Below are 14,528 nucleotides of genomic sequence, written 5' to 3'. Positions count from 1 at the left end.
CAAAGACAAAAAAAAACGGGCATCCCGAAACCGGAATGCCCGCTGCGCTTTCGCGGTTAGTTACCGCCGAACATATCCTTGATCCAGCCGGCAACGCCGTCGCTTTTCTCTTTTTGCGGCTGCTGCTGTTGCTGTTGCTGTTGCGGCTGCTGAGGCTGCGACGACTGATCGAACGGATTGCCGCTCTGCGGCTGCATCGCCTGGCTCTGCTGGCAGAGCGCGTCCGGGTTGGTGGTCCAGACCGGCAGCTGGCGCATTCCGCCGCCGCCGCAGACAAAGTAGCCGTTATCGTCCACGCCCATATTGACGATATCTTCCGGCGGGGTCAGATCCAGCGGGATCGGCGACTGATTGGCCAGATAGCGCTGGTAGATCGACATCGCACCGCTGGCACCATACAGCTTGGTCGGCTGGTTGTTATCGCGCCCCACCCAGGTGATCGCCACTTCGCGACCGTCAATACCGGCAAACCAGGTATCCACGTTGTTGTTGGTGGTCCCGGTTTTACCCGCCAGGTGCAGACCCGGATATTTCGCGCCCAGCTGGCGGCCGGTGCCGCGCTGAACCACCTGCTGCATGGTCCACAGCGTCATGTAGGCCGCCTGCGCCGGAACGGCGCGCTCGGCCTGCGGATAACTCTGGTACAGCACGGTGCCGTCTTCGGCAATCACCGAGCGCAGCGCGGACAGCGTCGCGCGATTGCCGCCGCTGGCGATGGTCTGGAACGCCTGCGCCACTTCAATCGGCGTCAGGTTAAGCGCCCCCAGCAGCATCGCCGGAACCGGGTGCAGCTGGTCTTTTGGCACGCCGAGCTTCTGCCAGGTATCGGTTACCGCTGGCAGCCCTAGGGCCAGACCGAGGTTTACCGTTGGCACGTTCATCGAGCGCGTAAGCGCGTCCACCAGCATTACCTGGCCACTGAAGCGGTGATCGTCGTTCTGCGGTGACCAGGACTTGCCTCCGGGAACCGGGATCGAGATCGGCGCATCGGCGATCCAGGTATTCAGCCGGTAGGTATTTGGCTGGCTCAGCGCCGTCAGGTAGGTCGCCGGCTTCGCCAGCGAGCCAATCGAGCGGCGCGCCTGCATCGCGCGGTTGTAGCCGGCGAACTGCGGCTCGGCGCCGCCCACCATCGCGCGGACTTCGCCGGTATAGCGATCGACAATCACCATCGCCGTCTCAAGATCGCTCAGCCTGCGCTGCTTCTTGAGGATCGGAATGCCTTCGGTCGCCGCTTTTTCGGCCGCGTCCTGCGCCACGGAGTCAAAGGTGGTGAAAATCTTCACCCCGGAGAGATCTTTGACTTTATCGCCAAGCTTGGCGTTCAGCTCCTGACGCACCATCTGCATAAAGGCAGGCTGCGGAGAGATAACGCCGCCGCGCGGCTGCACGCCCAGCGGCCGGGCGCTGAGCATATCGTACAGCTCCTGGTCGATAACCTTCTGCTGCTGCAACAGGCGCAGAACCAGGTTGCGACGCTCCAGCGCCAGCTTCGGATTGCGCCACGGATTATAGATAGAGGCGCCCTTCACCATGCCGACCAGCAGCGCCTGCTGATCGAGGCTCAGCTCCTCAACCGGGCGGCCAAAATAGTACAGGCTCGCCAGCGGGAAGCCGCGGATCTCGTTGTCGCCGCTCTGGCCGAGATACACCTCGTTCATGTACAGCTCGAGAATACGGTCCTTGCTGTAGCGGCCGTCAACGATCAGCGCCATGTAGGCTTCGTTAGCCTTGCGCCAGTATGAGCGTTCGCTGCTGAGGAACAGGTTTTTCACCAGCTGCTGGGTCAGGGTACTTGCTCCCTGCACCGTGCGGCCCGCCATCAGGTTAGCCAGCACCGCGCGCCCCATTGAGTAGAAGCTGATGCCGTCATGCTCGTAGAAGTGGCGGTCTTCGGTGGCAATCAGCGTATCCACCAGCAGGTCCGGGAAGCCGCTGCGCGGCACGAACAGCCGCTGCTCGCCGTTCGGCGACGACATCATGGTGATCAGGCGCGGATCGAGGCGGAAGAAACCGAACTGGCGGTTGTTTTCCATGTTGGTGATGCTGTCCAGCCTGTTGCCGTCAAAGGTCAGACGCGCGCGCACCTGGCCCTCTTTGCTGTCCGGAAAATCAAACGGGCGGCGGATCATCTCGATGCTGTGGGCCTGGACGGTAAACTCTCCCGGGCGGGTCATCGCCGTCACCTGGCGATACTGCGTTGCCGTCAGCAGGCGCACCATCTCGTTCTTGCTGATGGACATATCCGGCTCAAGATTGACCATCCGGCCATAGACTGCCGCCGGCAGCTGCCAGACTTTGCCGTCAATGCGGTGGCGGATCTTTTGATCGAGATAGACGCCGTAAATGGCGATCAGCACCGCGAAAATGATGCCCAGCTTAACCAGCAGCCAGAACCAGCCGTGCTTGCGGCGCGGCTTGCCGCCCTTGCCTTTTCCTTTACGCGACATGGGCTTCGGATCCTCATCGTCGTATTCATACTCGTCGTCGTACTCGTCATCCCCGAGTTGACGACGGCTTACTTTTTGCTTCGCCGGACGGGCAGGTTTTTTCCCTTTACGCCCAATCGGCTCGCGGTCATTCCCCGCCATGCTTTCTCTCCGCAATGTTCAGGCATAAGCGCCCGATTCTCATCTCCTCCACCCGCGGGCGGAAGAAGAAATCTCTCAAAATTTCCGGCAGTGCCGGCTCACGAATATTTTTTGGTCCGCCGCGTCGGCGCGGTGTTCGCCGGATCGGCGGGCCAGACGTGCTTCGGATAGCGGCCCTTCATCTCTTTTTGCACCTCGCGATAGGTGCCGGCCCAGAAGGCGCTTAAGTCGCGCGTTATCTGCAGCGGACGCTGGGCGGGCGAAAGCAGCTCCAGCAACAGCGCCACGCGGCCGTCGGCAATCGCGGGCGTTACCGCCTCGCCAAACATCTCCTGCATCCTGACCGACAGGACGGGAGGTTTATCAAGATCATAGCGTAGCGCAATACGGCTTCCGGTGGGCACAGTGTAATGCGTGGGCAGCGCACTATCCAGCCGCTGCCGTAATGACCAGGGCAGCAGCCCCTGCAAAGCCTGAGCAATATTCAGCGCCTTGAGCGCTTTCAGGGAGTGAACCCCCGCCATCTGCGGCAGTAGCCAGCTTTCCAGGTTCGCCAGCAGCCCTTCATCCGAAACGTCCGGCCACGCCGCTTCCGGCAGCCAGCGTGCGGCGCACTGGATTCGCAGTCGAAGCTGTTCGGCTTCTGCGTTCCAGCCGAGCACCCCAAGCCCTTTATCGCGAATGCCGTTGAGCATCGCCCGGTGCAGCTCCTCTTCGGAGGGTTTTGCCAGCGGCTGAACTTTGACGGTCAGCTGGCCGATGCGGCTGCGGCGCCAGGCTTTGAGCGTGCCCTGCGCCTCGTCCCACTCCACGGTGTCCGACTGGCTCAGCAGCTGCGGCGCGTCGGCAATGAGTGCGTCGATATCCAGCGGCAGCGCCAGCAGCATGCGCGCGTCCGGCGACTGGCTGCCCTGCAGCAGCAGCGGGGCAATTAGCCACTCGTGGCGGCCCAGCGCATCGTCGGCGTCCAGCACCGCACCGGTGCCGTTTGCCAGCTGATAGCGCCCTTCCTGACCGCGGCGGCGGGCAATGCGGTCGGCAAAGCCGTGAACCAGCAGCGGCGCGATGCGTCCGGCGTCCGGCTGTCCCGCCGCGCCCTCGAGCCGCTGAAGCAGCGCCCTCGCCCGCTGCTGCCAGGCGGGCTGGCTGCGGGAGAATGCAACGCCGAGATCGACACTGCCGCGCCGGGGCGGCTCTTCAAGAATAGCGGCCAGTTTTGCCGCCGTAGCCCGGTCATCGGCGGTCTCTGCCGCCGCCAGCACCGCCGCGAGGCGCGGATCGTTGCCGAGGCTCGCCATCTTCTGCCCGAACGCCGTCAGGCGCTGGCCGTCGAACGCGCCGAGCTGAGACAGCAGCCGGCGGGCGGCTGCCAGATTCGCCTCGGGCGGTGCGTCCAGCCAGCGCAGCTCCGCCGGATCCCGACAGCCCCACTGCAGCAGCTCCAGCAGCAGACCGCAGAGATCGCTTTGCAGGATCTCCGGCTCGCCTTGCGCCGCGGCCCGTTCCGCCTGCTCTTTCCCGAGCAGATGCACACAGATCCCCGGCTCAAGTCGCCCGGCGCGACCGGCGCGCTGGGTCATTGAAGCCTGGCTAACGCGCTGGGTGACCAGACGGGTCAGGCCAGCCCGCGGATCGAAACGGGCAACGCGCTCCTGGGCGCTGTCTACCACCAGCCGAATGCCTTCGATAGTCAGGCTGGTCTCGGCGATGTTGGTGGCCAGTACCACTTTGCGTGTGCCCTTCGGGGCCGGAAGGATCGCCCGGCGCTGCTCGGCAAGCGGCAGCGCGCCGTACAGCGGGCAGAGCGCCACGTCGGCACTAACCCGTGTTGCCAGCTGCTCGTGCACCCGCTGTATCTCCCCGACGCCGGGCAGGAACAGCAGCAGCGAGCCGGATTCTTCGCGCAGCAGATCGGCAGTGGCAATTGCCACCGCTTCATCAAAACGCTGATGGGTGGGAAGAGAGAGATAGCGGCGATCAACGGGAAACGCCCTGCCTTCGGAGGCAATCACCGGCGCGTCGGGGAGTAAAGTCTGTAACCGGACATTATCCAGCGTGGCGGACATGATAAGCAGCCTGAGGTCGTCCCGCAGCCCCTGCTGCACGTCGAGCAGCAGCGCCAGTGCCAGATCCGCCTGCAGGCTGCGTTCGTGAAACTCATCAAGGATCACCAGCCCAACGCCGGCAAGTTCCGGATCCCGCTGCAGCATCCGGGTGAGGATGCCCTCAGTCACCACCTCCAGGCGGGTATTTTTGCCGACGCAGGTTTCAGCGCGCATCCGGTAGCCGACGGTTTCGCCGGGCTTCTCGCCGAGCAGCTCCGCCAGCCGCTGGGCCACGTTGCGCGCCGCCAGCCGGCGCGGCTCCAGCAGCAGAATTTTGCCGTCAACCGCGCCGTGCTGCAGGATTTGCAGCGGCAGCCAGGTGGATTTCCCCGCGCCGGTGGGCGCGTTAAGCAGCACCTGCGGCGCGGCGCTCAGCGCCTGAAGAAGGTCGGAAAGAATGGCGGCAACGGGCAAAGAGGACACTGACGGCTCCGGAGATGGCTTTACGAAGCCTCGCATTGTAGCATTGGCCGGAATCATTACCGAGTCTCCGTTATGTCCGAGTCTAAACAGCTTTTTTTCGCCCTTTCGCTCCCCGATGAGATCCAGCAGCAGATTATAAGCTGGCGCGCGGCAAGCTTCGCCGACGGCGCTGGCCGCCCTGTGGCAGCGGCCAATCTGCACCTGACGCTGGCATTCCTCGGCGAGGTAAGCCCGGAGAAGCAGCGGGCACTGTCGGCGATGGCCGGGCGCATCCGCCAGCCGGGCTTTACCTTAACCCTCGACGATGCCGGGCAGTGGCTGCGCTCGCGGGTGGTGTGGCTCGGCACGCGTCAGCCGCCCCGCGGCCTGCTGCAGCTGGCTAATATGTTACGGGCGCAGGCGGCGCGCAGCGGCTGCTATCAGAGCCCGCGCCCGTTCCATCCGCATATTACTCTGCTGCGCGATGCCGCCAGTGCCGTGGCGATCCCGCCGCCGGGGTTTCGCTGGTCAGTGCCGGTGAGCGGATTTTCGCTATATCAGTCACATTTCGCCCGGGGACGCACCCGCTACGTCCAGCTGGAGCACTGGTCGCTTACCGAATAAGGAAACTGGCATGCTATTTTCACCCCCGCTACAGCCCGCCCGCCTGATTAAGCGCTACAAGCGTTTTCTGGCGGACGTCATCACCCCGTCGGGCGAAGCGCTGACCCTGCACTGCCCGAACACCGGCGCGATGACCGGCTGCGCCGTGCCGGGCGATACCGTGTGGTACTCCACCTCAGAGAGCAAGACGCGAAAATATCCCCACACCTGGGAGATCACCGAGACTGCCGGCGGGGATTTTATCTGCGTCAATACCCTGCGGGCCAACACGCTGGCTAAAGAAGCTATCGCCGAAGGTCAAATTTCAGAACTTGCTGGTTATAGTCAGCTAAGAAGTGAAGTTAAATACGGCGCCGAACGCAGCCGGATCGACGTGATGCTGCAGGCGCAAGGGCGACCTGACTGCTATATTGAAGTGAAATCAGTGACGTTAGCAGAGAAAGATCAGGGCTATTTTCCCGATGCGGTTACCGCTCGTGGTCAAAAGCATCTGCGCGAGCTGATGAGCGTGGCGGCCGATGGCGATCGCGCCGTACTGCTGTTTGCGGTGCTTCACTCCGCCATTACCCGTTTTGCACCCGCGCGCCATATCGATCCTGTGTACGCGCAGTTATTAAAAGAAGCATACGACAAGGGCGTAGAGGTGCTGGCCTATAAAGCGGCGCTCTCTGCAGAGAGGATAACGCTGAAGGAACCGCTGGATATCGTGCTATAAACAGCGGGCTGTTCGGGTAACAATTGAACGGTTCGCGTGCGCAAATACGCCGTTCCTCACAGGGTTGTCAAGTGTAACGTTTAGATAATTGCTATCCGGAAAAGCATCTGCTATTTATAGCGGCCTGATTTTTTCCCCCACACGGGGATCGATAGTGCGTGTTAAGGAGAAGCAACATGCAAGAAGGGCAAATCCGTAAAACATCGTCCCTGAGTATTCTCGCCATCGCTGGGGTGGAGCCGTATCAAGAGAAGCCAGGCGAAGAGTATATGAACGACGCCCAGCTGGCGCACTTCAGGCGTATTCTTGAAGCGTGGCGTAACCAACTCAGGGATGAAGTGGATCGTACAGTCAGCCATATGCAGGATGAAGCTGCCAACTTCCCGGATCCGGTAGACAGAGCCGCCCAGGAAGAAGAGTTCAGCCTGGAACTGCGTAACCGCGATCGTGAACGCAAGCTTATTAAAAAGATCGAAAAAACGCTGAAGAAGGTCGAAGACGAAGATTTCGGCTACTGCGAATCCTGCGGCGTCGAGATCGGCATTCGCCGTCTGGAAGCTCGTCCGACAGCCGATCTGTGCATCGACTGCAAAACGCTGGCGGAAATTCGCGAAAAACAGATGGCTGGCTAATTTTTTAGCAAGCATTCACTTTTCACAGGCGGGAGCACTCTCCCGCCTTATTTATTTTTAGATTATGGAAAACAGTGACTATATCGGGCGCTTCGCGCCTTCTCCCTCCGGCGAGCTGCACTTCGGTTCGCTGATTGCGGCGCTCGGCAGCTATCTGCAGGCCCGCGCGCGCCGCGGCCGCTGGCTGGTGCGCATTGAAGATATCGATCCTCCCCGTGAAGTTCCCGGTGCCGCCGACGCGATTCTGCGCCAGCTGGAACATTACGGCCTGCGCTGGGACGGCGAGGTCATGTGGCAGTCCCGTCGCCACGATGCCTATCGCGAGCGGCTGGCGTGGCTGAAAGCGCAGGGCCTGTGCTACTACTGCACCTGCACCCGGGCGCGCATACAGAGCGTTGGCGGCACGTATGACGGACATTGCCGCGATCTGCAGCTCGGCCCGGAAAACGCCGCCCTGCGCCTGCGCCAGACCCGCCCGGTACTCGGCTTTCACGATCGCCTGCGCGGTGACATCACTACCGACGAGAAGCTGGCCCGGGAAGACTTTATCATCCACCGTCGGGACGGCCTGTTCGCCTACAACCTGGCGGTCGTGGTGGATGACCACAGCCAGGGCGTAACAGAGATCGTGCGCGGCGCCGATCTTATCGAGCCTACCGTGCGCCAGATTTCACTCTATCAGCACTTCGGCTGGCAGCCGCCGGACTATATTCACCTGCCTCTGGCGCTCAACGCCGACGGCAATAAACTGTCGAAACAGAATCACGCCCCGGCGCTTCCCACCGGCGATCCGCGCCCGGAAATCGTTCGTGCCCTGCGCTTTCTGAATCAGGCAGTTGCCGAAGAGTGGCAGGATTTGACGCTGGATGCGCTACTTGAACACGCGGTGGCTGGCTGGACGCTTGTAAATCCGCCATTCTCAAACGGCTCGCGCTGAGCTATGATTAGCCGCTATTTTTTTGTCTCTAATCCGACGACTGATACGATAACCGAGGTGCAACATTTTTACCCGAGTCGCTAATTTTTGCCGCAAGGTGCTAACCCGTGATGAAAACGGGGCTGAAACCGTCGATGAAAAACCTGAAATGACGGTCATTCCGCGTGAGCAGCACGCTATTTCCCGCAAAGATATCAGTGAAAATGCGCTCAAGGTTCTCTACCGCCTGAATAAAGCGGGCTACGAGGCGTATCTCGTTGGCGGCGGCGTGCGCGATCTGCTGCTGGGCAAAAAGCCGAAAGATTTTGACGTGACCACCAGCGCCACGCCGGAGCAGGTGCGCAAGCTGTTTCGCAACTGCCGCCTGATTGGCCGCCGCTTCCGCCTGGCCCACGTGATGTTCGGTCCGGAAATCATTGAAGTCGCCACCTTCCGCGGACACCACGACGGTTCGCCTGCGGATCGCGCCACCTCCCAGCGCGGCCAGAACGGTATGCTGCTGCGCGATAACATCTTCGGCTCCATTGAAGAAGACGCCCAGCGCCGCGACTTCACCATCAACAGCCTTTACTACAGCGTGGCCGACTTTACGGTACGCGACTACGTCGGCGGCATGCGCGATCTGCAGCAGGGCGTGATTCGCCTGATTGGCGATCCGGAAACCCGCTATCGTGAAGATCCGGTGCGCATGCTGCGCGCCGTGCGCTTTGCGGCCAAGCTGAACATGCGCATCAGCCCGGACAGCGCCGAGCCGATCCCGCGTCTGGCCACTCTGATTAACGACGTACCGCCGGCGCGCCTGTTTGAAGAATCCCTGAAGCTGCTACAGGCCGGCTACGGCTATGAGACCTGGAAGCTGCTGTGCGAATATAGCCTGATCCAGCCGCTGTTCCCGACCATCACCCGCTATTTCACCGAAAGCGGCGATAGTCCGATGGAGCGCATTATCGATCAGGTGCTGCGCAATACCGATAACCGCATTCACAACGACATGCGCGTGAATCCGGCTTTCCTGTTTGCCGCCCTGTTCTGGTATCCGCAGCTGGAAACGGCCCAGCGGATTGCGCAGGAGAGCGGCCTGGCCTACCTCGACGCCTTTGCGTTGGCCATGAACGACGTGCTGGACGAAGCCTGCAAGTCGCTGGCTATTCCGAAGCGCATTACCACGCTTATCCGTGATATCTGGCAGCTACAGCTGCGGATGTCGCGCCGCCAGGGCAAGCGCGCCTGGAAGCTGATGGAGCATCCGAAATTCCGCGCCGCCTACGATCTGATGGCGCTGCGTGCCGAAGTGGAAAACAACAGCGAACTGCAGCGTCTTACCCAGTGGTGGGGCGAGTTTCAGGTTGCGGCGCCGCCGGCGCAGAAAGATATGCTCAACGGCCTGGACGACGAACCTGCCGCCCGCCGCCGCCATCGCCGCCCGCGCAAGCGCACTCCGCGTCGCGAAGGCAGCGCGTGAACAGGGTCTATATCGCCATTGGCAGCAATCTGGCTTCGCCGCTCGATCAGGTGAACGCCGCGATTGCCGCACTCGGCGATATTCCTCAAAGCCGCACGGCTGCCGTTTCATCGTTTTACCGCACCCCGCCGCTGGGGCCGCAGGACCAGCCCGATTATCTCAACGCCGCGCTGGCGCTGGACACCGATCTTGAGCCTGAAGCGCTGCTTGACCACACCCAGCGTATCGAGCTGCAGCAGGGACGGGTTCGTAAGGCAGAGCGCTGGGGCCCGCGCACGCTGGATCTCGATATGATGCTGTTTGGCGATCGGATTATCGACACGCCGCGCCTGACGGTGCCCCATTACGACATGCACAACCGCGGCTTTATGCTCTGGCCGCTGGCGGAGATCGCCCCCTATTTGCGCTTTCCTGACGGAACCACTCTGCGCGAGCGGCTGGACATTCTTGCCTGCGCAAAACCCCACCGCTGGTAGTCCTTAAAACCGTTGCCCCGGGCATTACGCCTGATACAATGCCGCAGGTTCCAACTTTGGCTATCAGGAATTCCGATGAAACCCACCACGATTTCCCTTCTGCAAAAGTGCAAACAGGAAAAAACGCGCTTCGCCACCATCACTGCCTATGACTTCAGCTTTGCGAAGCTGTTTGCCGACGCGGGCATCAGCGTAATGCTGATTGGCGATTCGCTGGGCATGACGGTTCAGGGGCACGACTCTACGCTGCCGGTGACCGTTGAGGATATTGCCTACCACACCCGCGCGGTGCGCCGCGGTGCGCCAAACGCGCTGCTGCTCGCCGACCTGCCGTTTATGGCTTACGCAACGCCGGAGCAGGCGTTTGATAACGCCGCTGTAGTGATGCGCGCCGGTGCCAACATGGTGAAAATTGAAGGCGGTGCGTGGCTGGTGGAGACGGTCAAAATGCTGACCGAGCGGGCGGTGCCGGTTTGCGGCCATCTGGGCCTGACGCCGCAGTCGGTCAACGTCTTCGGGGGCTACAAGGTTCAGGGACGCGGCGACGCGGCCCAGGTACTGTTTGACGATGCCCTGGCGCTTGAAGCCGCCGGCGCCCAGCTGCTGGTGCTGGAGTGCGTTCCGGTTGAGCTCGCCCGGCGGATCACCGAGGCGCTGCGTATTCCGGTTATCGGCATCGGCGCCGGCAATGTCACCGACGGACAGATCCTGGTGATGCACGACGCCTTCGGCATTACCGGCGGCCACATTCCAAAATTTGCTAAAAACTTCCTCGTCGGAGCGAACGACATGCGCGCTGCGGTACAGCAGTATATTGCCGAAGTAGAGTCCGGGGCCTATCCGGGCGAAGAACACAGTTTCCATTAAGGAGTTTGTTGTGTTGATAATCGAAACCCTGCCGCTGCTGCGCCAGCATATCCGCCGCCTGCATTCAGAAGGCAAGCGCATCGCGCTGGTGCCGACAATGGGTAACCTGCACGACGGGCATATGAAGCTGGTGGACGAAGCCCGCGCCCGCGCTGATGTTGTAGTAGTAAGCGTGTTCGTGAATCCGATGCAGTTCGATCGCCCGGACGACCTTGCCCGCTATCCGCGCACCCTGCAGGAAGACAGCGAAAAGCTAAACAAACGCAAAGTCGAGCTGGTGTTCGCCCCGGCCCCGGCGGATATCTATCCGCAGGGTACCGACGGCCAGACGTTCGTGGACGTGCCGGGCCTGTCAACCATGCTGGAAGGTGCCAGCCGCCCGGGCCACTTCCGCGGCGTCTCCACCATCGTCAGCAAGCTGTTCAATATGGTGCAGCCGGACGTTGCCTGCTTCGGCGAGAAAGATTTCCAGCAGCTGGCGCTGATCCGCAAGATGGCGGCCGATATGAGCTACGATATTGAGATTGTCGGCGTACCTATCGTGCGGGCGAAAGATGGCCTGGCGCTCAGCTCCCGCAACGGCTACCTGACCGCCGACCAGCGTAAAATTGCCCCCGGCCTGCATAAGGTAATGACCGGCATGGCCGCGAAGCTGCAAAACGGCGAGCGCGCGCTGGAGGAGATTATTGCTCTCGCCGCGCAGGAGCTGAACGATAAAGGCTTTCGCGCTGACGATATTCAGATCCGCGACGCCGACAACCTGCTTGAGCTGACGGACAGCAGCCCGCGGGCGGTGATTCTGATGGCGGCATGGCTCGGCCAGGCGCGCCTCATTGATAATAAAGTGTTGGAATTAGCGCCGCAGGATTAGGCTAACACCGGGCAGGATGCTGATTGTATACGCCCGGCGGCGAGCGTCAGCCGGGTTAACGAAGGCCGGAGCTTCCGGTATGACACCTGAACGATAAAGGTAACGTTATGATTCGCACTATGCTGCAGGGCAAACTCCACCGCGTTAAAGTCACCCAGGCGGACCTGCATTATGAAGGCTCCTGCGCCATCGACCAGGACTTCCTCGACGCGGCGGGCATCCTCGAAAACGAAGCGATTGATATCTGGAACGTCAGCAACGGCAAGCGTTTCTCCACTTACGCCATCGCCGCCGAGCGCGGTTCGCGGATTATCTCCGTTAACGGCGCCGCGGCCCACTGCGCCGCCGTCGGCGACATTGTGATTATCGCAAGCTTCGTCACCATGCCGGATGAAGAAGCGCGGGCGTGGCGGCCAAAAGTGGCCTATTTCGAAGGGGATAACGAAATGAAACGCACCGCCAAAGCCATCCCGGTGCAGGTAGCCTGACAATCTCTCATCGCGGCTGGCTTCCGGCCAGCCGCTCTCCCTCCCCAGCCCACAAATAGCCTAGCTGGAATAAAGGTCGTGAAGTAAAACGAACGGCGGGTTTTTCTGCTGCTGGTGCCAGAGGCTGCTTACGCCCTCTTCGCCCAGCGCCATCACCGCATCGCGAAATGCGGCACTGTCGAGGGTGGTACGCAGGGGAAGCATCTTTTCCAGTAACGAATAGCTGATGCCTGAGATAACTTCGCAGCTGGGGTGTTTATGGCTCATTAGCGCGGCGGTGCGGTAAGGCGCTTCGCCAGATTTGTCGGTGAGGAAGATAACGCCGTCGCCGGAATCAGTCTGATGCAGCGCGTCACACATCATGCGGCTGAGCATGTTGCTGCTCAGGCCCTGCCAAAAGTTAATAGCCCGGCACTGGGTCTGCGGCCCAAACTGCTTTTCCAGACGATCCAACAACTCTTGCGCGCTGTCGTTATGACAGGCAATAACCCAACCCAACATTGCATGGCTCCTCAACGGGCAAACAGTGTAGCCAGTTGGGGAGCCGCGCGAGGTGCGTTCGATCAAACTTACCTCTCCCGGGGTAGGGAGAGGTTGCCGGCTAGCTGCGCAGACCGCGTCCGCGCTGAATGAGTGACCAGCAAAACAGGTAGAAGACGGCGATAAAAATAACCAGCACGCCGACGGTAGTGACCAGCGGGACATCGGTAATACCGAGGAAACCAAAGCGGAAGCCGCTGATCATATAGACGATAGGATTCAGATGCGACAGCGCCTGCCAGACCGGCGGCAGCAGGGTCAGCGAGTAAAATACCCCACCGAGATAGGTCAGCGGCGTCAGCACGAAGGTTGGGATCAGGCTGATATCGTCGAAGGTTTTGGCAAAGACCGCGTTGAGCAGCCCGGCAAGGGAAAACAGAATCGACGTCAGCAGCAGCGTTAAAGCGACAAACAGCCACGAATGGACCTGAAACGGCACGAAAAACAGCGATACCGCAGTGACCAGAATCCCAACGCACAGGCCGCGCGCCACGCCGCCGCCCACATAGCCGGCGATGATAACGTGAGTCGGCACCGGCGCCACCAGCAGCTCTTCAATGTTGCGCTGGAACTTGGCGCTGAAAAACGAAGCGGCCACGTTTGCGTAGGAGTTGGTAATCACCGACATCATGATCAGGCCCGGAACGATAAACTGCATATAGCTGAAACCGTGCATCTCGCCGATGCGCGATCCGATCAGGTTACCAAAGATAATAAAGTAAAGGGTCATGGTGATGACCGGCGGCACCAGCGTCTGGATCCAGATACGCATAAAGCGGTGGATCTCTTTGGCCCAGATACTCTTTAACGCCACCCAATACAGCTGCATCATGCCTGCTCTCCTGACTTAGTGTGAACCAGCGTGACGAACAGCTCTTCCAGTCGATTGGCCTTGTTACGCATACTTAAAACCTGCACGCCCTGATCGCTCAGCTGCGTAAATACATTGTTAATGCCCTGCTCGCGCAGCACTTCCACTTCCAGCGTGGCGGTATCCACCAGCCGGTACTGGTAGCCCTGAAGGGTCGGCAGCGCGCCATTTGGCGCCAGATCGAGGATAAAGGTCTCCGACTTCAGCTTCGACAGCAGATTTTTCATCGACGTGTTTTCCACCAGCGCGCCGTGCTGAATAATGCCGATATTGCGGCACAGCATCTCCGCCTCTTCCAGATAGTGGGTAGTGAGAATAATGGTGGTGCCGCTGTTATTGAGATCTTTCAGGAAGGTCCACATGGAGCGGCGCAGTTCGATATCAACCCCGGCAGTCGGCTCATCGAGAATAAGCAGCTTCGGCTCATGCATTAGCGCCCGGGCAATCATCAGCCGGCGCTTCATACCGCCGGATAGCATCCGCGCACGTTCGTTACGTTTCCCCCACAGATCGAGCTGGTTCAGGTATTTTTCACTGCGCTCAATCGCTTCTTTACGCTCAACGCCGTAATAGCCGGCCTGATTGACCACTATTTGCTGCACGGTTTCAAACGGGTTGAAGTTGAACTCCTGCGGGACCAGCCCGAGCTGGCGCTTGGCGTTAACCACGTCCTTATCCAGGCTGTAGCCGAAGACGTTAACCTCGCCGGAGGTTTTGTTGACCAGCGAGCTGACAATACCGATGGTGGTTGATTTACCCGCGCCATTTGGCCCGAGGAGCGCATAGAAGTCGCCGGCTTCGACCTGGAGGTCGATTCCGCGCAGCGCCTGAACGCCGCCGGGGTAGGTTTTTTTCAGATTTTTCAGTTCTAATGCAATGGTCATTCCAGTTCTCTTTTTAGGGTCTTGCGTCGCTGTATGGTTTTCAACAGGGCCAAGTTGACCTAT

General features: G+C 60.6%; 13 protein-coding genes and 1 pseudogene. 9 read left to right on the top strand and 5 right to left on the bottom strand.

Features of this window, described 5'->3' with window-relative positions:
• Positions 1 to 56: 56 nt before the first annotated feature.
• Positions 57 to 2,591: a bifunctional glycosyl transferase/transpeptidase gene (gene mrcB, locus QZ766_RS19940; RefSeq protein ID WP_297206338.1), complete on the bottom strand. Its 2,535-nt coding sequence runs from the start codon at positions 2,589 to 2,591 to the stop codon at positions 57 to 59.
• Between the two features lie 98 nt (positions 2,592 to 2,689).
• A complete protein-coding gene (hrpB, locus tag QZ766_RS19935) occupies positions 2,690 to 5,119 on the bottom strand; it encodes an ATP-dependent helicase HrpB (protein ID WP_297206335.1) in 2,430 nt (809 codons plus the stop codon).
• A gap of 72 nt (positions 5,120 to 5,191) precedes the next feature.
• On the opposite strand from hrpB, the gene thpR reads away from it, so the two are divergent.
• The 9 genes and pseudogenes from thpR to panD all read left to right on the top strand — a co-directional run bounded on the left by thpR (position 5,192) and on the right by panD (position 12,170).
• Positions 5,192 to 5,722, top strand: coding sequence for an RNA 2',3'-cyclic phosphodiesterase (thpR, locus tag QZ766_RS19930; RefSeq protein WP_297206332.1), 531 nt, complete (start codon positions 5,192 to 5,194; stop codon positions 5,720 to 5,722).
• A gap of 10 nt (positions 5,723 to 5,732) precedes the next feature.
• A complete protein-coding gene (gene sfsA / locus QZ766_RS19925) occupies positions 5,733 to 6,437 on the top strand; it encodes a DNA/RNA nuclease SfsA (RefSeq protein WP_297206329.1) in 705 nt (234 codons plus the stop codon).
• A gap of 176 nt (positions 6,438 to 6,613) precedes the next feature.
• The gene (dksA, locus tag QZ766_RS19920) at positions 6,614 to 7,069 is read left to right on the top strand and encodes an RNA polymerase-binding protein DksA (RefSeq protein WP_297206326.1); all 456 of its coding nucleotides are present in this window, start codon (positions 6,614 to 6,616) and stop codon (positions 7,067 to 7,069) included.
• A 64-nt stretch (positions 7,070 to 7,133) separates the two neighbouring features.
• Positions 7,134 to 8,013 (top strand): annotated as a pseudogene (gluQRS, locus tag QZ766_RS19915) (tRNA glutamyl-Q(34) synthetase GluQRS).
• A 57-nt stretch (positions 8,014 to 8,070) separates the two neighbouring features.
• Entirely contained in the window at positions 8,071 to 9,468 is a 1,398-nt protein-coding gene (gene pcnB / locus QZ766_RS19910) for a polynucleotide adenylyltransferase PcnB (RefSeq protein ID WP_297206492.1), read from the top strand.
• On the top strand, positions 9,465 to 9,944 hold the full coding sequence (folK, locus tag QZ766_RS19905) for a 2-amino-4-hydroxy-6-hydroxymethyldihydropteridine diphosphokinase (protein ID WP_297206324.1): 480 nt from the start codon (positions 9,465 to 9,467) through the stop codon (positions 9,942 to 9,944). The genes pcnB and folK overlap by 4 nt, the downstream gene beginning before the upstream one ends.
• 75 nt (positions 9,945 to 10,019) lie before the next feature.
• Positions 10,020 to 10,811, top strand: coding sequence for a 3-methyl-2-oxobutanoate hydroxymethyltransferase (gene panB / locus QZ766_RS19900; RefSeq protein WP_297206322.1), 792 nt, complete (start codon positions 10,020 to 10,022; stop codon positions 10,809 to 10,811).
• 10 nt (positions 10,812 to 10,821) lie between these two features.
• Positions 10,822 to 11,682: a pantoate--beta-alanine ligase gene (gene panC, locus QZ766_RS19895; protein WP_297206320.1), complete on the top strand. Its 861-nt coding sequence runs from the start codon at positions 10,822 to 10,824 to the stop codon at positions 11,680 to 11,682.
• A gap of 107 nt (positions 11,683 to 11,789) precedes the next feature.
• Positions 11,790 to 12,170, top strand: coding sequence for an aspartate 1-decarboxylase (panD, locus tag QZ766_RS19890; protein WP_297206318.1), 381 nt, complete (start codon positions 11,790 to 11,792; stop codon positions 12,168 to 12,170).
• A gap of 60 nt (positions 12,171 to 12,230) precedes the next feature.
• Here the strand turns inward: panD and QZ766_RS19885 are convergent, their stop codons facing one another.
• From QZ766_RS19885 to QZ766_RS19875, 3 genes are all read right to left on the bottom strand, one after another.
• Entirely contained in the window at positions 12,231 to 12,671 is a 441-nt protein-coding gene (locus tag QZ766_RS19885) for a PTS sugar transporter subunit IIA (RefSeq protein WP_297206316.1), read from the bottom strand.
• Between the two features lie 100 nt (positions 12,672 to 12,771).
• On the bottom strand, positions 12,772 to 13,542 hold the full coding sequence (locus QZ766_RS19880; RefSeq protein WP_297206314.1) for an ABC transporter permease: 771 nt from the start codon (positions 13,540 to 13,542) through the stop codon (positions 12,772 to 12,774).
• On the bottom strand, positions 13,539 to 14,465 hold the full coding sequence (locus QZ766_RS19875) for an ABC transporter ATP-binding protein (RefSeq protein WP_297206312.1): 927 nt from the start codon (positions 14,463 to 14,465) through the stop codon (positions 13,539 to 13,541). The genes QZ766_RS19880 and QZ766_RS19875 overlap by 4 nt, the downstream gene beginning before the upstream one ends.
• Positions 14,466 to 14,528: the final 63 nt, after the last annotated feature.

It is taken from the genome of uncultured Pluralibacter sp. (assembly GCF_913775985.1).
Taxonomy (GTDB): domain Bacteria; phylum Pseudomonadota; class Gammaproteobacteria; order Enterobacterales; family Enterobacteriaceae; genus Pluralibacter.
This window is presented reverse-complemented; position numbering and strand designations above follow the sequence as displayed.